Raw genomic sequence first — 22,766 nt, forward strand, 5'->3', positions numbered from 1 at the left:
GGCGCGGCACGGCGCCCCCGGGGGTGAGGGGGCGCCGTGCCGTGCGACAGACAACAGGCGGTGGGGAGGGTAAGACCGAGGAGAGGGTCAGCCGAGGACGGCCAGCGCGTCGATCTCGATGAGGAGTCCGGCGGGCAGACCGACGTAGACGGTCGTGCGCGCGGCGGGCGGCTGGGTGAGGCCCTGCTCCTCGAAGTAGGCGTTGTAGATGTCGTTCATCTCGGCGAAGTGGTCGACGTCCGTGAGGTAGACGCGGATCATCATCACGTCGTCCCAGGAGGCGCCGCCCTCCTGAAGGATCGCCTTGACGTTGGCGAGGGTCTGGAGGGTCTGCTCGCGCAGGGTGGGGCCGGCCGGGGTGGGGGCCTTGCCCTCCTCGTGGGGGAGGAAGCCGACCTGGCCGGCGACCTGGAGGATGTTGCCCTTGCGGACACCGTGGCTGAACTTCGCCGGGGGGACGGTGTGGGTCGCGGGGGTGAGAGCGATCTTGTCGGTCATGCGGTGACTTCCTTGACTGGGGTCCTGCCGGAGTACTCGCCGCTGATGGCGTCCGCCGTACGGCGCACCAGCGGGAGCAGGGTGAGGAGTTCGTCGGCGGTGACGACGACGTTCGGCGCGGAGACCGACATCGCGGCCGTCACCCGGCCGTCGGCGCCCCGGATGGGCGCGGCGACGCAGTTGATGGACTCCTCGTGGCCACCGAGGTCGGTGGCCCAGCCCTGTTCGCGCACCTTGGCCAGCTCCTTGAGGAAACCGTCGGCGTTCGGTGTCGAACGGGCCGTGTACAGGGGGTAGTCGAGCTTCTCGACCACGGCTCGGCGGTCGTTCTCGGGGAGGTCCGCGAGCAGCAGCTTGGCCACGGCCGCGACGGTGATGGCGACGGGCTTGCCGATCCGCGAGTACATGCGGACCGGGTAGCGGCTCTCCACCTTGTCGATGTAGAGGACCTCGTTCTCCTCGTAGACGGCGAGGTGGACGGTGTGTCCGCACTGCTCGTTGAGGCGTATGAGGTGGGGGTGGGCGATCTCGCGGACGTCGAGGTTCTCCATCGCCTCCTGGGCGAGGGCGATGAGCCGGGCGCCGAGGCGGTAGCGCTGATCGGACTGGCGGTAGACGAAGCCGTGCTCGTGGAGGGTGCGCAGCAGGCGCAGGGCCGTGGACTTGTGGACGCCGAGCCGGTCGGCGACCCGGCCCAGGTCGGCGGGGCCCTCGGCGAGCAGCGGCAGGATGCTCAGCGCGCGGTCGACGGTCTGACTCATGGCGTACGTACCTCCTCCTCGGCCCTTTCGCCGGCCTGTGTCCAGCCGGGGCCGAGTCGCAGTCTCCCCCACGCGGCGTCGTCGAGGGCGGCCAGGCGGTCGGCGTGGTGCCGGGCGGGAGGTGTGGCGAGGTCGCCGGGGGCGGTGAGGGCGGCGGCGGCCATCAGGTGGCCGTGGCGCAGGCGCTCGCGCACGGGCAGGCCGCGCAGCGTGGCGGAGAGGAACCCGGCGGCGAAGGCGTCGCCCGCGCCGACGGCGGCGACGACGTCGACGGTGAGGGCGGGAACGGTGGTGACGTGGGTGGCCTGGGTGCCGTCGGCGCCGGCGGTCCGGTGGAAGGCGGTGGCGCCGGTCGCACCCTGCTTGACGACGAGCAGCTCGGGCTCGGGCAGTGCGGCGCGCACGGCCTCGGGGCCGCCCAGTCCCCAGGCCTCGTCCTCGCCGACGAAGACGAGGTCGGCGCCGCGCGCGAGCTCCAGGAGCACCTCGGGGCCGTCCTCGGCGTCGCGCCACAGTCCCGGGCGGTGGTTGACGTCGAAGGAGACGAGGGGGCGGCCGGGGCGGCGGGTGGTGAGTTCGCGCATCAGGGCGAGGCAGTCGGCGGAGAGCGCGGGGGTGATGCCGGAGAGGTGGAGGACGCGCCCGGAGCGGATCGTGTCGAGGTCCATGTTCCGCACCGACATCGCGGAGGCGGCCGAGCCCGCCCGGTAGTACGCCACCTCGTGGGCGTCGGTGGCGCGGTCGCCGGCGGTGCGGAAGTAGACGCCGGTCGGGCGGTCGGGGTCGCGGCGGACGGCACTGACATCGACGCCGTAGGCGCCGATCGCCTCGGTGAGGTGGTCGCCGAAGCCGTCGGCGCCGACCCGGCCGACCCAGCGGACAACGTGCCCGGCGGCGGCCAGTACGCAGGCCACGTTGGACTCGGCGCCGCCGATGCCCCGGTCGAAGGAGGGGACGTCGGCGAGGCGCCCGGGCACGGAGGGGAGGAAGGTGACCATGGACTCGCCGAGCGCGACGACGTCCACCATGTCGGGGGCGGTGCTGCGGGGTCCGTCGACGGTCACGATGGTCTTGGCTCCTAGTCGCGTCTCGCGGGCGGCGGCTCCGTTGACCCCGCGTTCGCCGAGATGTTAGACAGCAGTAAGCGATATACGCAACGATCGTTGCATTATTTGCAACGCATCAGATCAGGGAGGCTCCATGGCCCTCGATACCGGCACCGAAGCCCTCGCCCGTCTGGCCGAGGAGCGCGTCGACCACCGTTTCAAGGGCCTCCCGCCGGACGCCGACGGTCTGACCGTCTCCGAGCTGGCCGGTCAGCGCCGCAACCTCTTCACCGGCGGTTTCGCCACCCCCGTGCTGGCCCTGTCCGCCGAGCGCCTGGAGCACAACCTCGCGCTGATGGAGACGTACGCCGCCCGGCACGGCCTCGCCTTCGCGCCGCACGGCAAGACCTCCATGGCCCCGCAGCTCTTCCACCGCCAGATCGAGCACGGCGCCTGGGGCATCACCCTCGCCGTGCCGCACCAGGTGCGGGTCGCCCGCGCCTTCGGCGTCCGGCGGATCTTCCTCGCCAACGAGCTGGTCGACGCCGCCGCCCTGCGCTGGGTCTCCGCCGAGCTGGACGCCGACCCGGACTTCCGCTTCGTCTGCTACGTCGACTCCGTGCGCGGCGCCCGGCTGATGGACGCCGCGCTGACCGACGCGGGCGCCTTGCGCCCGGTGGACGTCGTGGTCGAGCTGGGCGCCGGTGAGGGCGCCCGGACCGGGGTGCGCACCGAGGCGGAGTGCGCGGCGGTCGCCGACGCCGTGGCCGACGCGCACTCGCTGCGGCTGGCCGGTGTCGCCGGGTACGAGGGCGAGGTGCCGGACGCCGACCCGGAGAGGGTGCGCGCGTGGCTGCGGCGGCTGGTCGCACTGGCCGTGGACTTCGACAAGGCCGGGCGCTTCGCCGGGCTGGAGGAGATCGTGCTGAGCGCGGGCGGCAGCGCCTGGTTCGACGCGGTGGCCGACGTGTTCGCCGAGGTCCCCGGCCTCTCCCTGCCCGTACTGAAGCTGCTGCGCTCGGGCGCGTACGTCTCGCACGACGACGGGCACTACCGCGAGGTGACCCCCTTCAACCGCGTCCCCGACGAGGGCGCCCTGGAGCCGGCGTTCCGGCTGTGGACGCAGGTCGTCTCCCGCCCCTCGCCCGAGCAGGCCTTCGCCAACGCGGGCAAGCGGGACGCGGCGTACGACCTCGACCTGCCGTTCGCGCAGGTGGTGCGCCCGGCGGACGGCGGCCCGGAGCGGGCGGCGACCGGCGTCACGGTGAGCGGTCTGTCCGACCAGCACGCCTGGCTGCGCACCGCACCGGAGGCCGACCTGGAGGTCGGCGACTGGGTGGGCCTGGGCCTGTCCCACCCGTGCACGTCCTTCGACAAGTGGCAGCTGATCCCCCTCGCGCAGGCGGACGGGACGGTCGTCGACTACATCCGCACGTTCTTCTAAGAGGACTTCCTTCCAGAAGGTCTTCCTTCCAAAAGGATTCGCAAAGGAGCGGAACATGGAAGAGCTGGTCATCCGGGACGCCGATGTCGTGGACGGCTCCGGCGACGACTCCTACCGGGCCGACGTCGTGGTCGACGGCGGCCGGATCGTCTCGATCGTCAAGGAGGCGGCGGCCGCCGGATGCCAGCGCCCGAAGGCACGCCGGGAGCTGGACGCCGAGGGCCTGGTCCTTGCCCCCGGCTTCATCGACATGCACGCGCACAGCGACCTGGCGCTGCTGCGGGACCCCGACCACAGCGCCAAGGCCGCGCAGGGCGTCACCCTGGAGGTCGTCGGCCAGGACGGGCTGTCGTACGCGCCGGTCGACGACCGCACCCTCGGCGAGGTGCGCCGCGCCATCGCCGGGTGGAACGGCCCCGGCGACGACGTCGACTTCGACTGGCGGTCGGTCGGCGAGTACCTGGACCGGCTCGACGCGGGCATCGCGGTGAACGCCGCCTACCTGATCCCGCAGGGCACGGTGCGCGCCCTCGCGGTCGGCTGGGACGACCGGGAGGCGACGCCCGCCGAGCTGGAGCGGATGCGCCGGCTGGTCGCCGAGGGCATGGAACAGGGCGCGGTCGGCATGTCGTCCGGGCTCACGTACACGCCCGGCATGTACGCCAAGGACGCGGAGCTGACCGAGCTGTGCCGGGTGGTGGCGTCGTACGGCGGCTACTACTGCCCGCACCACCGCTCGTACGGCGCCGGGGCGCTGACGGCGTACGAGGAGATGGTGGAGCTGACCCGGCAGGCGGACTGCCCGCTGCACCTGGCGCACGCCACCATGAACTTCGGCGTCAACAAGGGCAGGGCACCCGAGCTGCTGACGCTCCTCGACGACGCGCTCGACGCCGGTGCCGACATCACCCTCGACACCTACCCGTACACCCCCGGCTGCACCACCCTCGTGGCGCTGCTGCCGAGCTGGGCGAGCGAGGGCGGGCCGGAGCGGATCCTTGAGCGGCTGGCGGACGACGACACCGCCGAGCGGATCCGGCACCACATGGAGGAGATCGGCGCCGACGGCTGCCACGGCGTGCCCGTGGAGTGGGAGACGATCGAGATCTCCGGCACGGGCGACCCGGCGCTGGCCGAGTACGTCGGCCGTACGGTCCTGGAGTCGGCCGGGCTGCGCGGCGAGACCCCGTGGACGGTCGCCCGCCGCCTGCTGCTGACCGACCGGCTGGCGCCGACCATACTCCAGCACGTCGGCCACGAGGAGAACGTGCGCGCGATCATGCGGCACCGGGTCCACACCGGCGGTTCGGACGGCATCCTCCAGGGCAGCAAGCCGCACCCGCGCGCCTACGGCACCTTCCCGCACTATCTCGGGCACTACGTCCGCGAGCTGGGCGTGCTGTCGCTGGAGGAGTGCGTCGCCCACCTCACCTCGCGCCCGGCCGCCCGGCTGCGGCTGCCGGACCGCGGGCTGGTCCGCGAGGGGTACCGGGCCGACCTGGTGCTCTTCGACCCGGCGACGGTCGCGGCGGGCAGCACGTACGACAACCCGCGCGTGCTGCCGACGGGTATCCCGTACGTGCTGGTCGACGGGCGGTTCGTGATGGAGGACGGACGGCGCACGGACGTACTGGCGGGGCGGTCGGTGCGGCGGACTCCGCGGTAGCGCCTTCCCGGCGGCCGACCGGGTGACTGACCGAGTCACCGCCCGTTGGCCGCCGGGTCACCACCCGGCGGCAGCCCTGCCCTGTCCTGCCCTACGGCGAAGTCGTCGGAAATCCACCCGAACCACACGTCCCACGTGGCGGACAACACGGCCCATGACGCGCAACCGGGTCGTAAGCTCACGGACATGCAGGTGATCCAGTCGACCAAGCTCGCCAACGTCTGTTACGAGATCCGGGGCCCCGTGCTCGAGGAGGCGATGCGGCTGGAAGCGGCCGGGCACCGCATCCTGAAGCTGAACACCGGCAACCCGGCCGCCTTCGGCTTCGAGTGCCCGCCGGAGATCCTGGAGGACATCCTCCGCAACGTGTCGACGGCCCACGGGTACGGCGACGCGAAGGGCCTGCTGGCGGCGCGCCGCGCGGTCGTCATGCACAACCAGACCCTCGGCATCGAGACGGACGTCGAGCACGTCTTCATCGGCAACGGCGTCTCCGAGCTGATCGTGATGGCGATGCAGGGGCTGCTGGACGACGGCGACGAGGTCCTGGTCCCGGCGCCCGACTACCCCCTGTGGACGGCCGCCGTCTCGCTCTCCGGGGGGACGGCCGTGCACTACCGCTGCGACGAGCAGTCCGACTGGATGCCGGACCTCGCGGACGTGGAGCGGAAGATCACCGACCGCACCAAGGCGCTCGTCGTCATCAACCCGAACAACCCGACGGGCGCGGTGTACGACGAGGCGATGCTGCGCGGGCTGACCGACATCGCGCGCCGGCACAACCTGCTGGTCTGCTCCGACGAGATCTACGACAAGATCCTGTACGACGAGGCCACGCACACCCCGACCGCCTCGATCGCCCCGGACCTGCTCACCCTCACCTTCAACGGCATGTCGAAGGCGTACCGGGTGGCCGGCTACCGGGTCGGCTGGATGTCGGTCTCCGGGCCGCGCGCGCACGCCGAGTCCTACATCGAGGGCCTGACCGTCCTGGCGAACATGCGGCTGTGCGCCAACATGCCGGGGCAGCACGGCGTGGTCGCGGCGCTCAGCGGACGGCAGACCATCAACGAGCTGGTGCTGCCGGGCGGGCGGCTGCGGGAGCAGCGGGACGCCGCCCACGAGGCGCTGACCAGCATTCCGGGCGTGACCTGCGTGAAGCCGAAGGGCGCGCTGTATCTCTTCCCGCGGCTCGACCCCAAGGTGTTCAAGATCAAGGACGACCGGCGGATGGTCCTGGACCTGCTGCGCCAGGAGAAGATCATGGTCGTCCAGGGCACCGGCTTCAACTGGCCCGAGCCCGACCACTTCCGGGTGGTGACCCTGCCGACCGCCAGTGACCTGCGCGAGGCGGTGGACAGGATCGGGAACTTCCTGGACGGCTACAGCCAGCACTGAACCAAGTTCCGATCTCCGTCAATTTTAGATTGAATCCAATGTAGGATGGTTTCCTGAAGAACTCAGGAGGCCGTCCCATGTACGAACCGATCCGCACCAGGTCCGTCCACAGCACGATGGCCGGCGACACCTCGGACTTCCCCCACCGGTCCCGGGAGGAAGAGCTGGACATCCAGCTCGCGGGCCACCTCGCGGCACTGCTCGCCGTCACGGACGAGCTGCGCGCGCCGGCCCCCTCCCCCGACCTGGACGCCGCGGCCGACCGGCTCGCCGAGCAGGTGGCCCGGCTGCGGGGCGGACCGGCGCCGGTCCGCGCGCCGGTGACCGCCGATCACTCCGAGCCGCAGTCGGCGGCCCTGCACCGCCGGGCGCACACCCTGGCGGGCCGCGCCCTGGTGGTGGCGGCCTCCCGCGCCGACACGGCGGTCGCGATCCTGTCCGCCGAGCGCATGGACGCGCACGCCGCGGCCCTGGAGCCGCGCGCACTCGCGTCCCACTGAGCCCGGCCCCCTGAGCCCGTTCGCCACGGGCCCGGCCCCCTGAGCCCGCACAGGGCTCCCCCACACGGCCCCGGTCCGCGCGCACCCGCAGCGACGCGCGGACCGGGTGCCACTCACTGCGTTGGCCTTGGCTGGATCGCCAGGGCGCCGTGGGGCCGGCTGCCGGTTGGCGGCTTCCGTCCGTCGTGGCTGATCGCGCAGTTCCCCGCGCCCCTTCGGGGCGCTTTCCTCGTCGGCGTTGCGTGTCCGGGTCCGGTACGACACCCCCCGTTCATGGGCGCACGTCAGGAATGTTGAGTTCCGGGAGCATGCTCCGCGTGTGAGACGTATCTCGGGAATCGTCCTCGCCGTCCTGCTGATCGGCGGAGTGGTGGCAGCCGTCGTCGCGGGCCGGCAAGCGGAGGACAAGGCCACGGCAACGAAGACCGTGCGCGCTGTCATCGGGTCGGAGAAGGAAGCGTTCTTCGCCGATCCCGACGTGGTGGAGGCCCTCGCCGCCGAGGGCTACACCGTACGGACGGAGACCTCCGGATCCTGGGCGATGGAGGAGCTCGACCTGGGGGGCTACGACCTCGCCTTCCCGTCCAGCCAGGCCCCGGCCGACGAGCTCGCCGACAAGCACGGCGTACGCAAGCCGCTGCCCCGGCCCTTCTACTCGCCGATCGTCGTGGTCGCCCACCGCGACGCCGCCCAGGTCCTCGCGGCGAACGGGCTCGCCACGCTCGACCGCAACCGGGGCGGCACCCTGAAGATGCGCGCCTACCTCGACGCGGCCCGCGACGGCCGCACCTGGCAGCAGCTGAAGGACGCCGACGAGCACGGCGAACTGACCGGGACCGTGTACATCGCGACGACGGACCCGGAGACCTCCAACTCCGGCGCCCTCTACCTGGCCGCCGCCTCCTACGTCGCGAACGGCGACCGGGTGGTCGCGAGCGAAGCCGACGTGGACCGGACCGCGCCCCTGATGCGCGAGCTGGTCCGGGCCCAGGGCGGCCAGAAGTCCAGCACGGACGCGCTGTTCCGGGACTTCACCAGCGGCGTCGGAGACCCACTGGTGCTGGTGTACGAGTCACAGGTCGCCTCGCTGCTGCGGGAGGGCGGCCAGAGCGTCGCGGACGTGACCGTCCTGTACCCGGACACCACCGCCACCAGCGACCACACCGTCGTACCGCTCACCGACGAGGGCCGCGCGCTCGGCGAGCTCCTCGCCACCGACCCGGGGCTGCGGGACCTGGCCGTGCGGCACGGATTCCGGCCGCAGGGCGCCGGAGCCGAGTTCGCCAGGGCGACCGAGGCCCACACCGCGTATCTCAACCAGCAGCTGACCGGCGTCCGGCAGGCGCCCGTGCCCACCTACGAGGTGCTGCACGAGCTGGCCCGCCGGGCGGGCGGATGACAGCGGAACACAGGGGGATCGGCCACGTGACCGGTACTGACGACGATTTCACTCTCACCCTCACCCCGCCCGAGCCCGTCGCACCCGTGCCCCGGGAGCAGGCCGGCGGACTCGTGCCCGTCGACGACGCGGCTCGCGCCGACATGGCCCGCAGAGCGGCCGCCTACGTCGAGGGCCTCGCCGCGCTCGACGCCCGGTCGCCGGAGTTCGCCGGCAAGGTCGGCGAGATCACCGGGCTCGGCACCGCCGAGATGCGGACCGCCGCCGCGCAGTCCAACCGCATGCTGGAGCGCACCGTGCGCAGCCTGCCCGACCGGGGCGGCGACGCCCAGGCGCGGGTGGCGGGCTCGCTGGTGGAACTGCGGCGCGTGGTCGAGGACCTGGACCCGCGCGAGCTGCCCGCGAACAAGGGCCGCAAGTTCCTCTCCCGGCTGCCCGGCGGCAACAGACTGCGCGACCACATCGCCAAGTACGCCTCCGCCCAGGGCACCCTGAACGGGATCGTGGGCTCGCTGCGCGGCGGCCAGGACGAACTGCGCCGCGACAACGCCGCGTTGCAGACCGAACGGGTCCGCCTGTGGGAGACCATGGGCAAGCTCCAGGAGTACGTCGTACTCACCGAAGCCCTGGACACGGCCGTCGAGCGGCACGTCGCCGGTGTGGAGCCGGCCGACCCGCAGGCCGCCGACGCCCTGCGCGCGGACGTCCTCTTCGCGGTCCGGCAGAAGCACCAGGACCTGCTCACCCAGCTCGCGGTGTGCGCGCAGGGCTACCTCGCCATGGACGTCGTACGCCGCAACAACGAGGAACTGGTCAAGGGCGTCGACCGGGCGGCCACCACCACGGTCTCCGCGCTGCGGATCTCCGTGATGCTCGCCTCCGCCCTGGACCACCAGAAGAAGGTCGTCGAGCAGGTCAACGCGTTGCGCGGGACGACGGAGGACCTGATCCGGGGCAACGCGGAGATGCTCGCGACCCAGAGCGGGGAGATCCAGCGCATCGCCGCCGACCCGGCGGTGGGAGCGGAGACCCTGCGCACCGCCTTCCAGCAGATCTACCGCACCCTCGACGCCATCGACACCTACAAGGTCCAGGCGACGGAGGCGATGGCGGCGACCGTGGAGTCCCTCACCGGCGAACTCCGGCACGCGAGCGCCTACCTGGAGCGCAGCCGCGCGCAGGGCGCGCCGGAGTCCCGGGAAGGAGGGCTCGGATGAGACGCGCCCTCGCCGTCTGCCTCGCCGCCGTCGCCCTCCTCACCGCCTGCACGACACAGGAGAAGGAGACCGGGAAGGACGGGGCGCCGACTCCCGGCGCGCCCGGCGGTGCCGAGCCCGGCACCCTGCGCGTCCTGGCCTCCAGCGAGCTGACCGACATGGCCCCGGTGCTGGACAGGATCCGCGAGGACACCGGAATCACCGTCCGCCTCACCCCCATCGGCACTCTCGACGCCGTGGACCTGCTGGCGAAGGGCGGAACGGACCTGAAGTACGACGCGCTGTGGCTGTCGTCCAACGACTCGCTGCGACTGCGTCCCGAGGCGGCGAAACGGATCGTCTCCGAGACACCGGTGATGACCAGCCCCGTCGCCGTCGGCGTGAAGGACGCCACCGCCCGGAAGCTGGGCTGGCGGCCCGGGCAGGTCACCTGGTCCCAGGTCGAGCGGGCCGTCACCGACGGGAAGCTCACCTACGGCATGACCGACCCCGCCCGTTCCAACTCCGGCTTCGCCTCGCTCGTCTCGGTCGCCTCCGCGCTCTCCGGCGCCCAGTCCGCGCTCACGGACGCCGACGTGGCGAAGGCGACCCCGCGGCTGAGGAAGTTCTTCACCGGGCAGAAACTGACCTCGGGTTCGTCGGGCTGGCTGGCGACGGCGTACGAGCGGCGCGGAAACGTCGACGCGCTGCTCAACTACGAGTCCGTCCTCAAGGGCATCGAGGGCCTCACCGTCTTCCGCCCCACCGACGGCGTGGTCACCGCCGACTACCCGCTCTCCACGCTCACGTCGACGCACGCCTCGACCCGCGAGAACGTCCGCCGCCTCGCCGAGGCGCTGCGCACCCCCGAGATCCAGCGGGAGATCACCCGCGGCACGCACCGCCGTCCGGTCCTCGCCTCGGTGCCGCCCGCGCCCGGCCTGGACACGAGCCGGCGGCGCGAACTGCCCTCCCCCGGCACCCGGTCCGTCGCCGACGGCCTGCTCGACGCGTACGAGAACGACCTGCGCCGCCCGTCCCGGACGGTGTACGTCCTCGACACCTCCGGCTCGATGGAGGGCGAGCGGCTGCGCCGGCTGAAGGAGGCGCTCACCGCCCTCACCGGTGACTTCCGCGACCGCGAGGAGGTGACGCTGATGCCGTTCGGGACGGACGTGAAACGGGTGACGACCCACGTCGTGGACCCCGCCGATCCGCGCTCCGGACTGGACGGCATTCGCCGGGACACCAGGAGCCTGACCGCCCAGGGCGACACCGCGATCTACACCTCGCTGGAGAAGGCGTACGACCATCTCGGCGGCGGACGGGACGCGTTCACCTCGATCGTGCTGATGACGGACGGCGAGAACACCGAGGGCGCCGACGCGGCCGACTTCGACCGCTTCTACGGCTCGCTGAGCGGGGCCCGGCGGGAGATCCCGGTCTTCCCCATCCTCTTCGGCGACTCCGACCGCGCGGAGCTGGCGCACATCGCCGAACTGACCGGCGGCCGTCTCTTCGACGCCCGGAAGGGCTCGCTGGACGGCGCCTTCGAGGAGATCCGTGGTTACCAGTAGGGACAACGGCGAGGGCCGGGCCTGGGCGTATCTGGAATCCCGCAAGAACCTGACCGGCAGCGCCTGCGGGCTGGCGGGTGTGGTGCTGACCTTCACGGGGGCTGCGGGGCCGTACTGGCCCGTGGTCGTCGCCGGGCTGTACGGCGCCGGCGCGCTTCTCGCCCCGCCGGAACGGCCCGCGCCGCCCGACTTCCCGGACCCGGCGGCCCAGTTGTCGGCCCAGTTGTCGGCCCAGTTGGAGGAGGTGCGCGGCGACTTCGGCCGGCTGCGCTCCTATCTGGCCGATGTCGAGCTGCCGTCGGCCGCCCGCGGGCGCCTGACCGAGCTGACCGGCCTGCTGGCCGCGCTGCTGGAGCCGGGCTGGGTCGCCGAGGTGCTGGCGGCCGACCCGGAGGCCGTGCACGCGGTGTCGCGGGCGGTGCGGCAGGACGTGCCGGAGGCCGTCGACGCGTACGTGCGGACCCGGTGGTGGACGCGGATGACGCCGGGGCAGGAGCCGCCGGAGCGGCATCTGGAGCGGCAGCTCGCGCTGCTCCACGAGGAGGCGGAGCGGCTGACGGCCGAGCTGCGGGAGACCGAGGCCCGGCGGCAGGAGTCCCACACGCGGTATCTGGAGGACCGTTCCGGCTGACGGGCGGCGCACGGCCCGTGCCGACGTGCGGAGAACGCCGAAGGGCCGGGTCCGTCGCACGCCGTTGTGCGGGGACCCGGCCCGATCGGGACTCCCTCACGCTCCGGGGTACTGCGAGCTACTGGAGCGGGAGGGAGCCCCCTCGCGGCCTGCCTTCGTGACGACTTCGCGGGTCAGGGCTAGTCGGACCGGCCGCGGAGCCGGGTGGGTGACGGGGTGGCGGTCAGCCCAGGCGCTTCACCAGGTTGTGGTACTGGTCCCACAGCTCGGTGGGCGTGTGGTCGCCGAAGGTGTTGAAGTGGTCGGGGACGAGTGCCGCCTCCTCGCGCCACACCTCCTTGTCGACGCTGAGCAGGAAGTCCAGGTCGGCGTCGGCGAGGTCGAGGCCGTCGGTGTCGAGGGACTCCCTGGTCGGCAGGACGCCGATCGGGGTCTCGACGCCGTCCGCCTTGCCCTCCAGGCGCTCCACGATCCACTTCAGGACGCGGCCGTTCTCGCCGAAGCCGGGCCAGACGAACCTGCCCTCGTCGTCCTTGCGGAACCAGTTGACGTAGTAGATCTTGGGCAGCTTGGCCTGGTCCTTGTCCTTGGCCACGTCGACCCAGTGACCCATGTAGTCGCCCATGTTGTAGCCGCAGAACGGCAGCATGGCGAACGGGTCGCGGCGCAGCTCGCCGACCTTGCCCTCGGCGGCGGCGGTCTTCTCGGAGGCCACGTTGGCGCCGAGGAAGACGCCGTGGTTCCAGTCGAAGGACTCGGTGACCAGCGGTACGGCGGTGGCGCGGCGCCCGCCGAAGAGGATCGCCGAGATCGGCACGCCCCTGGGGTCCTCCCACTCCGGCGCGATGATCGGGCACTGCGCGGCGGGCGTGGTGAAGCGGGCGTTGGGGTGCGCGGCGGGCGTACCGGACTCGGGGGTCCAGTCGTTGCCCTTCCAGTCCGTCAGGTGGGCGGGCGTCTCCTCGGTCATGCCCTCCCACCACACGTCGCCGTCGTCGGTGAGGGCGACGTTGGTGAAGACGGAGTTGCCCCACAGGGTCTTCATCGCGTTGGCGTTGGTGTGCTCACCGGTGCCGGGCGCGACGCCGAAGAAGCCGGCCTCGGGGTTGATGGCGTACAGGCGGCCGTCCTCGCCGAAGCGCATCCAGGCGATGTCGTCGCCGATCGTCTCGACGGTCCAGCCGGAGATCGTGGGCTCCAGCATGGCGAGGTTGGTCTTGCCGCAGGCCGACGGGAAGGCGGCGGCGACGTACTTGGGCTCGCCGGTGGGCGGGGTCAGCTTCAGCACCAGCATGTGCTCGGCGAGCCAGCCCTCGTCGCGGGCCATGACGGAGGCGATGCGCAGGGCGTAGCACTTCTTGCCGAGCAGGGCGTTGCCGCCGTAGCCGGAGCCGTAGGACCAGATCTCGCGGTCCTCGGGGAAGTGCGAGATGTACTTGGTGCTGTTGCACGGCCACGGAACGTCCGCCTCGCCCTCGGTGAGGGGGGCGCCGAGGGTGTGCACGGCCTTGACGAAGAAGCCGTCGTCGCCGAGTTCGTCCAGGACCGGCTGTCCCATGCGGGTCATGGTGCGCATGGAGACGGCGACGTACGCGGAGTCGGTGATCTCGACGCCGAGCGCGGAGAGCGGGGAGCCGAGCGGGCCCATGCAGAAGGGCACGACGTACATGGTCCGGCCGCGCATGGAGCCGCGGAACAGGCCGCCCTCACCGCCCGTGCCCCGGAAGATCTCCCGCATCTCGGCGGGGTCCTTCCAGTGGTTGGTCGGGCCGGCGTCCTCCTCCTTGGCGGAGCAGATGAAGGTCCGGTCCTCGACGCGCGCGACGTCGGAGGGGTCGGAGGCCGCGTAGTACGAGTTGGGGCGCTTGATCGGGTCGAGCCTGCGGAAGGTGCCCTTCTCGACGAGCTCCCCGCACAGGCGCTCGTACTCGGCCTCGGATCCGTCGCACCAGACCACTTCGTCCGGCTGGGTCAGTTCGGCGATCTCGTTCACCCACGAGATCAGCTCGTGGTGGTTGGTGGGGACGGGGGGAGCAGCGATGTCGCGCGCCACGATTGCTCCTAAATGAGGGGTTTTTTGTTGGGAGGCCCCGTGGGGGCTGCGACCCGGATGCGTGACGTTGACCTCTTGGGCGCTCATCCGGTGTCGACCGCACTCATTTGATCATCCGACGTGAGCGCCCATCTGTCCAGAGGGCGTCACACCTGAGCGGAGTGAGGATCGCCACGTACTCTCGCCGGAGGTCTGAGGGGGTGCGGCGCCGGGTACCCCGTGAGACGATGACCACTCGGCACCCGCGAACGTCCGTACTGATGCGTAACTTACGGTTCCGTAGGTACGATGTCCCTATGACTGCGTCCGCCTCCGACGCGCCCAGGGACACGCCGGCCGCCGGCCGCGGCCCTGTAGCGCTCGATCTGCCGCATCCGGTCAAGCCGAAGCTGCGCGGCTGGCTGCATCTCGGCATGTTTCCGGCCGTCCTCGTCGCGGGCCTGGTGCTCACCGCCCTCGCCGAGTCGACCGAAGCACGCATCGCCTGCGGGATCTACGTCCTCACGGCCTGTCTGCTGTTCGGCGTCAGCGCGCTCTACCACCGGGGCGACTGGAGCCCGCGGATGGACGGCGTACTGCGCCGCCTCGACCACGCCAACATCTTCCTGATCATCGCGGGCACCTACACCCCGCTCACGATGCTCCTGCTCCCCGAGGCCAAGGGCCAGTGGCTGCTGTGGGGCATCTGGGCCGCCGCGGCGGCGGGCATCCTCTTCCGCGTCTTCTGGGTCGGCGCCCCGCGCTGGCTCTACACGCCGTGCTACCTCGCCATGGGCTGGGCGGCCGTCTTCTACCTCCCCGAGTTCATGCGGGCCGGCGGCATCGCCGTCCTGGTGCTGGTGATCGCGGGCGGGCTGCTCTACAGCGCGGGCGGCGTGATCTACGGCCTCAAGCGGCCCAACCCCTCACCGCGCTGGTTCGGCTTCCACGAGGTCTTCCACTCCTTCACGCTGGCGGCCTTCATCGCGCACTACGTGGGGATCTCGCTGGTCGCCTACTAGGGACTCCGCCGGCCTCGGAAAAGACCGAGGCCGTGCCCCTCCCCCGTGGCATCCTGACCGGGTGAACGGTCCCGAGATCCACGTCGAGTTCGCCCCGGAACTGCACCTGTTCGTGCCGCGCGCCCGCCCCACCGGCGCCGCCCGCGCGGCCACCGACGGAGTCTCCACGCTCGGCCATGTCGTCGAGTCCCTCGGCGTCCCCCTCACCGAGGTCGGCACGCTCCTCGTCGACGGCCGCGAGGTGCCGCCCGGACACGTCCCCACCGGCGGCGAGTCGGTGAGCGTACTCCCCGTCGAACACCCCCAGCGGGTCCCGGGCGCTCCCCTGCGCTTCCTGCTCGACGTGCACCTCGGCACCCTCGCCCGCCGGCTGCGGCTGCTCGGCGTGGACACGGCGTACGAGTCGACGGACCTCGGCGACCCGGCGCTCGCCGCGCTGTCCGCGGCAGAGAAACGGGTCATGCTCAGCCGCGACCGCGGCCTGCTGCGCCGCCGCGAGCTGTGGGCCGGCGCCTACGTCTACGGCACCCGCCCCGACGACCAGCTCCAGGAGGTCCTGGACCGCTTCCGCCCCGAGCTGCGCCCGTGGACCAGGTGCACCGCGTGCAACGGACTGCTGGGCGAGGCCACCAAGGAGGAGGTGGCCGACCAGCTCAAGGGCGGTACCGAGCGCACGTACGACGTGTTCGCGCAGTGCCGGGCGTGCGGGCGCGCGTACTGGAAGGGCGCGCACCACGAGCAGTTGGAGGCCATCGTGGAGGCGGCGGTGCGCCGGGGTACCCAGGGTGGTTGAGTACGGCGGTTGACTATCCGCGCCGGTCACCGGGGGCGGCCGGCGCGGTGGGAGGTGCGGGGCCACGCCAGTGCCCGTACGCCCAGCCCGACCGCCGCCCGGAAACAGGCCCACAGCGCCGCGCCCGCGGTGGCCGACCGCCAGGTGCTGGGCCGTCGCCCTGCAGTGGAACGCCCAGCTCACGCTGGGCGCCCTGATCCTCAGCGGCGCCTGACGTCCCCCTTGCCGCAGGCCGTGCCGTCCCCGTCCGGGTCCAGGCGCAGCGGGTCGTCCTGGCCGTTGACCTCCAGGCGGCCGTAGTCATTGCGCTCCAGCCAGTCGCAGCGCTCGGCCGTCGTCTTCTTCACCTCGGCCGGGAAGGCGGTCGGCACGCAGACATTGGCGGAGCCGTAGTGGCGGTCGCAGCCGGAGACGGTCGGGCTGACCGGCTGCGACGTCCGCTTCTTCCCGGGCCCCGCCACCTTGCCCCGCGGGGCGTCGGCGAAGGAGTGGACGTGCGCGGAGGCGTCCTTGGCGCTGAGCGCCTGCGGACCGTCCAGGTGCACCCACTCGGCGACCGAGGGGACGCCGTTCGCGTCGACCGCGAAGAGCATGTACCAGCCGGGCGGGGCCAGGTTCGGGTTGCTGGTGACGTTGAGGTCGACGTTGTTCCCGTCGACCGACAGCGGCAGGTCCACGAACCGCTGGTTCGGGTCCGAGGAGTGCGTGACGGCGGCCGGGCGGATCAGCTCCGCCTTGGCGATGGGCCGGTCGACGGTGATCCGCTGGGTGTCGCCGTAGTTCCACTCGGTGTCGATGACCGAGGTGATCGCCGGACGCTCGCCCTTCAGCAGGTAGGGCGGGGTGTAGACGGACACGTCGTGGTTCCAGGAGCCGTTGCCCGGGTTGTCGCCGGTCGTCATCACCCGGCCGTCGGGCAGCAGGAACGCCGAGGAGTGGTAGCCGCGGGCCTCCGGGTCGACCGCCACCGGGTCGAAGGTCTCCGTCTCCGGGTCGAAGATCGACGTCTCGAAGACCGGGTTGGCCCGGTTGTGCAGGGCGCCGCCCGTCTCCAGCACCGTGCCGTCGGGCAGCAGGACGGTGGAGACGTACATCTTGCCCTGGTCGCCGGTCTGCGGGACCGGGCCGTCACCGAAGTCCACCGTGCCCTGCGGGAGCGGCGGCCCGGCGACGTACGCCGGGTCGGGCTCCTTGAGGTCGATGATGTCGGTGAGGCGGTTGGCGTCCGGGTTGGAGTCGATGTTGCCGCCGCCGATGGTCAGCACCTTCTGGTCCTGAGCCGGGGGCAGCAGCACGCTGGCCGACTGGTCGCGCACGTCCTTGTCCTGGAGGCCCGGCACCTGGGTGATGGTGTTGGCGTCGTAGTCGTAGATCGCGGAGCCGGTGCCGGGGATGTTGTTGCCGAAGACGTGGCTGCCCGAGTAGAAGAGCCGGCCGTCCTGCATGAGGATCATCGACGGGTACAGGCCCCAGTACGACCAGGTCTGGTTGACCTGCCAGGTCGGCAGCCACTTCTGCTGCTCGTCCGACCACAGGTCGGCCGTCACCGACCCGGTGGAGTCCTCGCGCAGCCCGCCGAAGGAGATGACGTCGCCGTTGCCGAGGATCGTCGCCGACGGGTACCAGTGGCCGTCGTTCATGTCGTTGGTCTTGATGTAGGTCTCGGTCTCCGGGTCGAAGATGTACGAGTCCTTGTAGCCCTGGTAGCCGATGGTGCCGTCCGCCGACGGGTAGCCGGCGTTGCCGCTCATCACGAGGACGCGGCCGTCCTTGAGCTGGACGTGCCCGGCGCAGAACATGTCGTCGGGCGTCGGGATCGTCTTGTAGTCGCCGGTCTTCGGGTCGTAGACCGCCGAGGTGAAGGTGCCCGCCTCGAACATCTCCGGGTCGTTGCCGGAGCCCGCGATCAGCAGCACCTTGCCGCCCGGCAGGACGACGGAGTGCATGGAGCGGACCGGGTTCTGCGTCGGCAGCACGTCCCAGCGGCCGTTCTCGCACTCCTCGGCGGTACCCGTGCACTCCGGGTCCGGGACCGGGTCGGCGACCTGCTCCATCGTGTAGTCGTCGGTGGTCGCCGAGCCGGTGCCGTAGACGGAGACGCCCCAGCTGATGCGGTCGGTACCGGCCGGGACCTCGGGGGTGCGGACGCTCGCCTCGGTCCAGTCGGCGGCCAGGTCGAGGGCCTTGAGGTCGGTCCAGTACTGCCAGCCCGCGGTGGCGTCGTGCCGGAAGAGCGTGAGGGAGGCGTCCGGGGTGGTGGTCTTGTACCAGAGGGACAGCTCGTACTGCTTGCCCTCCGTCACCACCGGCGCGCACTCGGCGGACTCCGTGATCAGGGCCTTGCGGTCGCCCTCGGTCCGGCGGGTCAGCTCGACCTTCATGGCCCTGGTGCCGGAGTGGGCGTCGGCGACGGTCTCGAAGGTGAAGTCGTTGTCGCCCCAGCCCGACTTCTCCCAGCAGTACGGCATGTCACCGGTGCCGGCGGTCTCGAAGCCGGGGTTCTTGATCAGGTTGGCGGCCGAGGCGGGCTGGGGCGCGGTGAGCAGAAGCCCGCCGGTGAGGGCGGACACCGCCAGGAGGGCGGAGGTTCTGTGCCGGGGTCTTCTTCTCATGCGTCACTCCTTGCGGTGCGGTCGGCCGTACGGGATCGGCGCGGGAGGTACACGAGCGCCTCCGTCCCGGCGAAGCGCAGGACGAAGGTGATGACGAGGGCGAGCGCGGTGGCGGGCAGCACGGTCAGGCCGAACTGGCCGACGAGCAGCGCGATGAGCGGGATGCGCAGCACCAGGTCGGCGTTGGCTATCAGCGCGAACCGCAGGGTCCGGTCGGCCCAGTGCCGGTGCCGGCGCCGGTCGCGGAAGAGCAGCCGCTCCAGGAGCAGGAAGTTCCAGGCCACGCCGAACTGGTTGGCGACTATCTCGGCGGGCAGGTAGTGCAGCCCGGCCTCGGTCAGCGCCCACAGGGCGGCCAGGTTCGGCACGAAGCCGCTCAGCCCGATCAGCCCGAAGGCGATCATGCGGGCCAGCGGCGAGGCGGTGCGCAGACCGGCCAGGTGGCGCAGGAAGCGCAGCCCCTCCCGCGCCGTGGACTTGGACTCGCCGGCGTACCGCTCCTCGAAGACGAACGGCACCTCGGTGACCGTCTGGGGGCGGCTGCGGACGGCCAGTTCGAGGAGGATCTTGTAACCGAGCGGCTTGAGGACCTCGGCGGTGACCTCGCTGCGGCGGATGGCGAAGAAGCCGCTCATCGGATCGCTGACACCGTGCAGCCGGCGCGGGAAGAGCGCCTTGGTCAGCCAGGTCGCCGCGCGCGAGACCGCGATCCGGTAGCCGCCCGCGAGCCCGGCGCGGCTGCCGCCCTTGATGTACCGGGAGGCGACGACGAGTCCGGCGTTCGCCCGCTCCCCGGTGGCGACCAGCTCCGGCACGAGGGACGGCGGATGCTGGCAGTCGCCGTCCATGACGACGATCCAGTCCGAGCCCGCCGCCTTCATGCCCTCGACGACCGCGCCGCCGAGCCCGCCGGACGGCTCGTCCCGGTGCAGGACGGTGACCGGGAAGGGGCAGTCGGGCGCCACCGCGCGGATCACCTCCGGCGTGTCGTCGGTGGAGTCGTCCACGAAGACGACCTCGCAGGGCAGCCGGGCCGGCACGGACTCGGTGATCAGACGCAGCAGCCGCCGTACGTTCCCGGACTCGTTGTAGGTCGGTACGACGATGGTGACGGCACCCGGCTCGGGCACCTCCGAGGCGCGTACGGCCGGATGGCCCAGCTCGTCGGGCACGGTGGACTCGTGGCTCATCGGGCGGCTCCGGAAGGCTGGATTCGGCGGATCTCGATGCGGTCCGCACCGGTGCCGAAGACGGCGACCGGGGCCGAATGGTTCATGGCGGCCTTGACGTTGGGCAGGTCGACCGCGTCGCGCCGCACCGTCGGCGAGGCGACCACGTAGTCGATGTCACGCCAGCCGCCCGGCATCGTCTTCGTCACCGCCGGGTCGAGATCGGCCTTGTAGAACCAGATGACACCGAGCCCGGGTTCGTATCCGGCGTGCACGAGATCCAGCCAGAGCGCGTCGTCCACGAGGACACGGGTGTCCTCCGGGTCCGGGACCTCGGTCGCCAGCCAGTCGGCGGCGGCCTCGTAGGGCGCGTTGGCGTCGGCGGTGACGGCGGTGCGGTCGCCGTCGTACCAGCGGGGTACGACGTAGGCGCCGGCGGCGAGCACCAGGACGCCGGCGAGCGCGTACCGGCCGAGCGTCACCCCTCGGTTCTCGGCCTCGGTACGCCATCGGCGCAGTACGGCGTGGGCGACGCTCGCGGTGCCGCCGGCCAGGACCAGGGCGAGGAAGGGCAGGGCCTGGATGACGTACATCGCGGGCAGGTAGCCGGTCGGGCGCAGGGCGAGGACGGCGAGGATCGCCACCGTCAGGGCCGGCCCGGCCAGGGACCGTGCGGTGACCGACCAGCGCCAGGTGGCCAGCAGCAGCAGCGCGCCCGCGAGTCCGCCCAGCGGGAGGACACGGTCGTAGTAGAGCCAGGACTGGAGGACGCCGTACGAGCCGGAGCCCTCGTCCAGGATGAAGCCGGAGCCGGGACGGGTCAGCTGGTACTGGATGCCCTCCCACAGGGAGACGTGCCCGGCGCCCGGCAGCAGCTCGCCCTTGAGCAGGGCGAACAGGGGGTAGGAGAAGCCGATGAGCGCACAGGCCGTGACGGCTCCGGTCACCGCGAACTTGCGGGTGTCCGGATGGCTGTGCCGCCACATGGTGACCAGCACGGCGGGCAGGACCAGGAGCATCGTCTCCTTGGTGAGCACGGCCGTGGCGGCGGCGATGCCCGCGCCGAAGTGGTGCCACAGATGGCGGCTCGGGGAGGCGGCGAGCGCGAACGCCAGCAGGGTCCACATCACCGCGAGGTTGTCGAGGAAGATCTCCCGCTGGAGGACGACGGACAGCGGGGAGAGGCCGAACAGGACCATGGCCAGGCCGGCCGCCCAGCGCGGCAGGGAGAGCCGGCGGGCGATCACGTAGACCAGGACCGTGGAGACGGCGCTGACGATCAGCATCACGCCGCGCATGGCGCCGACGGTCATCGACTCGGGGCTGATCAGCGCGGGTATCCAGGTCAGCACGGCTATCTGGATCCAGCCGAGCGGCGGGTGGTCGTACCAGTAGGTGTAGTGGGCCAGGCCCTCGCCCTGCTGGACGGCCCAGGCCTGCGCGAGGTAGGTGCCCTCGTCGTCGCTGAGGGTCGGGTAGTCGGAGATGTTCCAGCCCTGCACGAGCATGATCGCCACGAGGAGCCCGCCGCACAGCAGCAGGTCGGGGCGCGAGGAGCGCAGCCGGCCCGGCGGCGCCGCCTTCTCGCGGGCCGGGGCGGTGTCGTGGGCAGGCCGGCGCTGCGCGGGGACCTTCGTGCCGGTCGCCGCGGGGAGGGTGTCGGTCACGCGGGAACGTCCTCTCGGTCCGCGGGTGCGAGGTGGGCGCCCACGTGGCTGGTCAGCTCCCAGTCGGTGCGGCCGCGCTGCTCACGCCATACGGCGCGGACGGCGGCCCCGGCGAGGAGGACCTGGTAGAAGGGGCCGCCGACGATCAGCTTCAGGTAGTGCGAGAAGCGGATCCGCAGGCCGTACTGCTTGCCGAAGTCGTGCAGGCCGACGACCTCGAAGACGAAGGTGACCAGGGCGGTGACGGCCGGCAGGAAGGTGATGAAGGCGATGCCGACGGGCACGTCCAGGAAGAGCGTGACGGCCACGTTGAGCGGGATGATCACGCCGGTGAAGGCCTGGAAGAACGGCGTCATCAGGGTGTAGCGGGCCAGCAACCGCTGGGTGAAGGTGGGCAGTTGCGTCCAGTCCTTCTTCCGGTACACCTGGAGGAAGCCCTGGTTCCAGCGGGTGCGCTGCTTGAGCAGGGAGACCAGCGTGCCCGGGGTCTCCTCCCGGGTGACCATGTCGGAGTCGTAGGCGACGACGACCTTCTTGCCGGTGCTGGAGAGCCGCACGCCGAGGTCGCAGTCCTCCGCCAGGCAGTCCGGGTCCCAGCCGTCGGCCGCCCGCAGCACGTCCGTGCGTACGAAGACGGTATTGCCGCCGAGCGGGATGAACCCCTTCTGCGCGTGCAGGTGCAGCCGGGAGCGGAACCAGAAGAAGTACTCCAGGCAGTTGCGCAGGCTGTACCAGCTGGAGTGGAAGTTGATCAGCTGGACCCCGCCCTGCACGACGTCGGCGCCGGTGGTGCGGAAGGCGTGGTCGACGTGGGCGAGCAGTTCGGGGTGGACCTGGTCCTCGGCGTCGAAGACCCCGACGACGTCACCGCGGCAGTGCGGCAGCGCCGTGTTCATGGCCCTGGGCTTGTTCTTCTTCTCGTGGGTGTCGACGACGACCCGCACCCGCGGATCAGCGCCGGCGGCCCTCTCGGCGACGACGGTGGTCTCCGGATCGTCGTGTCCGACGATCACGATGATCTCGAAGTCGGTGTGGGACGAGGTCAGCAGCCGCTGGATGGTGTGGTCGAGCACGGCCTGCTCGTGCCGCGCGGGCAGGAGCAGCGAGAACGACACGTGCTCGGCCCCGTCGGGCGGGCTGAACCGGGTGGAGGCGAGAACCTCCGGCGTACGCCAGGCGTGCATCTGCCACCACAGCGTGAACGCCGCCATCCAGAAGAGCGCCAGTGAGACGGCAGCGATGAAGACGGACGTAAGCAAGAAAGATCCCCCCAGATCTTCGAACTCCCCCTGCGCGACGGAGCACCCGAGCGGAGCACCCGGACCGGGCGCCCGCTCCGCCGCGTCACGGTGAAG

18 protein-coding genes are annotated in these 22,766 nt (G+C 71.6%); 10 read left to right on the top strand and 8 right to left on the bottom strand.

Going from position 1 to position 22,766, the window contains the following annotated elements:
* Positions 1-87 precede the first annotated feature (87 nt).
* The 3 genes from QC283_RS04905 to QC283_RS04915 are packed head-to-tail and all read right to left on the bottom strand — an operon-like array spanning position 88 to position 2,323.
* Entirely contained in the window at positions 88-498 is a 411-nt protein-coding gene (locus tag QC283_RS04905; RefSeq protein ID WP_279560091.1) for a RidA family protein, read from the bottom strand.
* Entirely contained in the window at positions 495-1,259 is a 765-nt protein-coding gene (locus QC283_RS04910) for an IclR family transcriptional regulator (protein ID WP_279560092.1), read from the bottom strand. The genes QC283_RS04905 and QC283_RS04910 overlap by 4 nt, the downstream gene beginning before the upstream one ends.
* Complete coding sequence (locus QC283_RS04915) at positions 1,256-2,323, bottom strand: sugar kinase (protein WP_279560093.1); 1,068 nt, start codon at positions 2,321-2,323, stop codon at positions 1,256-1,258. Before QC283_RS04915 ends, QC283_RS04910 begins: the two co-directional genes overlap by 4 nt.
* Before the next feature lie 136 nt (positions 2,324-2,459).
* On the opposite strand from QC283_RS04915, the gene QC283_RS04920 reads away from it, so the two are divergent.
* The 8 genes from QC283_RS04920 to QC283_RS04955 all read left to right on the top strand — a co-directional run bounded on the left by QC283_RS04920 (position 2,460) and on the right by QC283_RS04955 (position 12,116).
* On the top strand, positions 2,460-3,749 hold the full coding sequence (locus QC283_RS04920; protein ID WP_279560094.1) for an amino acid deaminase: 1,290 nt from the start codon (positions 2,460-2,462) through the stop codon (positions 3,747-3,749).
* A 55-nt stretch (positions 3,750-3,804) separates the two neighbouring features.
* Entirely contained in the window at positions 3,805-5,415 is a 1,611-nt protein-coding gene (locus QC283_RS04925) for an N-acyl-D-amino-acid deacylase family protein (protein ID WP_279560095.1), read from the top strand.
* A gap of 186 nt (positions 5,416-5,601) precedes the next feature.
* Complete coding sequence (locus QC283_RS04930; protein WP_279560096.1) at positions 5,602-6,813, top strand: pyridoxal phosphate-dependent aminotransferase; 1,212 nt, start codon at positions 5,602-5,604, stop codon at positions 6,811-6,813.
* A gap of 77 nt (positions 6,814-6,890) precedes the next feature.
* Positions 6,891-7,313, top strand: coding sequence for an SCO4983 family protein (locus QC283_RS04935; RefSeq protein WP_279560097.1), 423 nt, complete (start codon positions 6,891-6,893; stop codon positions 7,311-7,313).
* 319 nt (positions 7,314-7,632) lie between these two features.
* On the top strand, positions 7,633-8,712 hold the full coding sequence (locus QC283_RS04940; RefSeq protein WP_279560098.1) for a substrate-binding domain-containing protein: 1,080 nt from the start codon (positions 7,633-7,635) through the stop codon (positions 8,710-8,712).
* On the top strand, positions 8,709-9,929 hold the full coding sequence (locus tag QC283_RS04945) for a toxic anion resistance protein (RefSeq protein ID WP_279560099.1): 1,221 nt from the start codon (positions 8,709-8,711) through the stop codon (positions 9,927-9,929). Before QC283_RS04940 ends, QC283_RS04945 begins: the two co-directional genes overlap by 4 nt.
* Complete coding sequence (locus QC283_RS04950; RefSeq protein ID WP_279560100.1) at positions 9,926-11,485, top strand: vWA domain-containing protein; 1,560 nt, start codon at positions 9,926-9,928, stop codon at positions 11,483-11,485. Before QC283_RS04945 ends, QC283_RS04950 begins: the two co-directional genes overlap by 4 nt.
* On the top strand, positions 11,472-12,116 hold the full coding sequence (locus QC283_RS04955; protein ID WP_279560101.1) for a hypothetical protein: 645 nt from the start codon (positions 11,472-11,474) through the stop codon (positions 12,114-12,116). The genes QC283_RS04950 and QC283_RS04955 overlap by 14 nt, the downstream gene beginning before the upstream one ends.
* A gap of 223 nt (positions 12,117-12,339) precedes the next feature.
* Here QC283_RS04955 and QC283_RS04960 read toward each other — a convergent pair whose 3' ends face one another.
* The gene (locus QC283_RS04960; protein WP_279560102.1) at positions 12,340-14,169 is read right to left on the bottom strand and encodes a phosphoenolpyruvate carboxykinase (GTP); all 1,830 of its coding nucleotides are present in this window, start codon (positions 14,167-14,169) and stop codon (positions 12,340-12,342) included.
* A gap of 296 nt (positions 14,170-14,465) precedes the next feature.
* Here QC283_RS04960 and trhA point away from each other — a divergent pair, with 296 nt between their 5' ends.
* Together trhA and QC283_RS04970 are read left to right on the top strand one after the other, a co-directional pair.
* Positions 14,466-15,170 (top strand): PAQR family membrane homeostasis protein TrhA, encoded by a 705-nt coding sequence (gene trhA, locus QC283_RS04965; RefSeq protein WP_279560103.1) that lies wholly within the window; start codon positions 14,466-14,468, stop codon positions 15,168-15,170.
* A gap of 61 nt (positions 15,171-15,231) precedes the next feature.
* Positions 15,232-15,963 carry a Mut7-C RNAse domain-containing protein gene (locus tag QC283_RS04970; RefSeq protein WP_279560104.1) on the top strand — a complete coding sequence of 244 codons (732 nt, stop codon included), beginning with the start codon at positions 15,232-15,234 and terminating at the stop codon, positions 15,961-15,963.
* A 200-nt stretch (positions 15,964-16,163) separates the two neighbouring features.
* Here QC283_RS04970 and QC283_RS04975 read toward each other — a convergent pair whose 3' ends face one another.
* From QC283_RS04975 to QC283_RS04990, 4 genes are read right to left on the bottom strand one after another with little or no spacing between them, the layout of a single operon-like run.
* A complete protein-coding gene (locus tag QC283_RS04975; protein WP_279560105.1) occupies positions 16,164-18,575 on the bottom strand; it encodes a galactose oxidase-like domain-containing protein in 2,412 nt (803 codons plus the stop codon).
* Positions 18,572-19,765: a glycosyltransferase family 2 protein gene (locus QC283_RS04980; protein WP_279560106.1), complete on the bottom strand. Its 1,194-nt coding sequence runs from the start codon at positions 19,763-19,765 to the stop codon at positions 18,572-18,574. The genes QC283_RS04975 and QC283_RS04980 overlap by 4 nt, the downstream gene beginning before the upstream one ends.
* The gene (locus tag QC283_RS04985; protein ID WP_279560107.1) at positions 19,762-21,411 is read right to left on the bottom strand and encodes an ArnT family glycosyltransferase; all 1,650 of its coding nucleotides are present in this window, start codon (positions 21,409-21,411) and stop codon (positions 19,762-19,764) included. Before QC283_RS04985 ends, QC283_RS04980 begins: the two co-directional genes overlap by 4 nt.
* A complete protein-coding gene (locus QC283_RS04990; RefSeq protein ID WP_279560108.1) occupies positions 21,408-22,670 on the bottom strand; it encodes a glycosyltransferase in 1,263 nt (420 codons plus the stop codon). Before QC283_RS04990 ends, QC283_RS04985 begins: the two co-directional genes overlap by 4 nt.
* Between the last annotated feature and the right edge of the window lie 96 nt (positions 22,671-22,766).

The organism is Streptomyces sp. DH41 (genome assembly GCF_029813785.1).
In the GTDB taxonomy this organism is placed as follows: domain Bacteria; phylum Actinomycetota; class Actinomycetes; order Streptomycetales; family Streptomycetaceae; genus Streptomyces.

Coding starts and splice junctions, on each gene's coding strand:
- trhA (WP_279560103.1), top strand. CDS start 14,466: ATGACTGCGTCCGCCTCCGACGCGCCCAGGGACACGCCGGCCGCCGGC.
- QC283_RS04975 (WP_279560105.1), bottom strand. CDS start 18,575: ATGAGAAGAAGACCCCGGCACAGAACCTCCGCCCTCCTGGCGGTGTCC.
- QC283_RS04905 (WP_279560091.1), bottom strand. CDS start 498: ATGACCGACAAGATCGCTCTCACCCCCGCGACCCACACCGTCCCCCCG.
- QC283_RS04920 (WP_279560094.1), top strand. CDS start 2,460: ATGGCCCTCGATACCGGCACCGAAGCCCTCGCCCGTCTGGCCGAGGAG.
- QC283_RS04980 (WP_279560106.1), bottom strand. CDS start 19,765: ATGAGCCACGAGTCCACCGTGCCCGACGAGCTGGGCCATCCGGCCGTA.
- QC283_RS04950 (WP_279560100.1), top strand. CDS start 9,926: ATGAGACGCGCCCTCGCCGTCTGCCTCGCCGCCGTCGCCCTCCTCACC.
- QC283_RS04910 (WP_279560092.1), bottom strand. CDS start 1,259: ATGAGTCAGACCGTCGACCGCGCGCTGAGCATCCTGCCGCTGCTCGCC.
- QC283_RS04945 (WP_279560099.1), top strand. CDS start 8,709: ATGACAGCGGAACACAGGGGGATCGGCCACGTGACCGGTACTGACGAC.
- QC283_RS04935 (WP_279560097.1), top strand. CDS start 6,891: ATGTACGAACCGATCCGCACCAGGTCCGTCCACAGCACGATGGCCGGC.
- QC283_RS04930 (WP_279560096.1), top strand. CDS start 5,602: ATGCAGGTGATCCAGTCGACCAAGCTCGCCAACGTCTGTTACGAGATC.
- QC283_RS04925 (WP_279560095.1), top strand. CDS start 3,805: ATGGAAGAGCTGGTCATCCGGGACGCCGATGTCGTGGACGGCTCCGGC.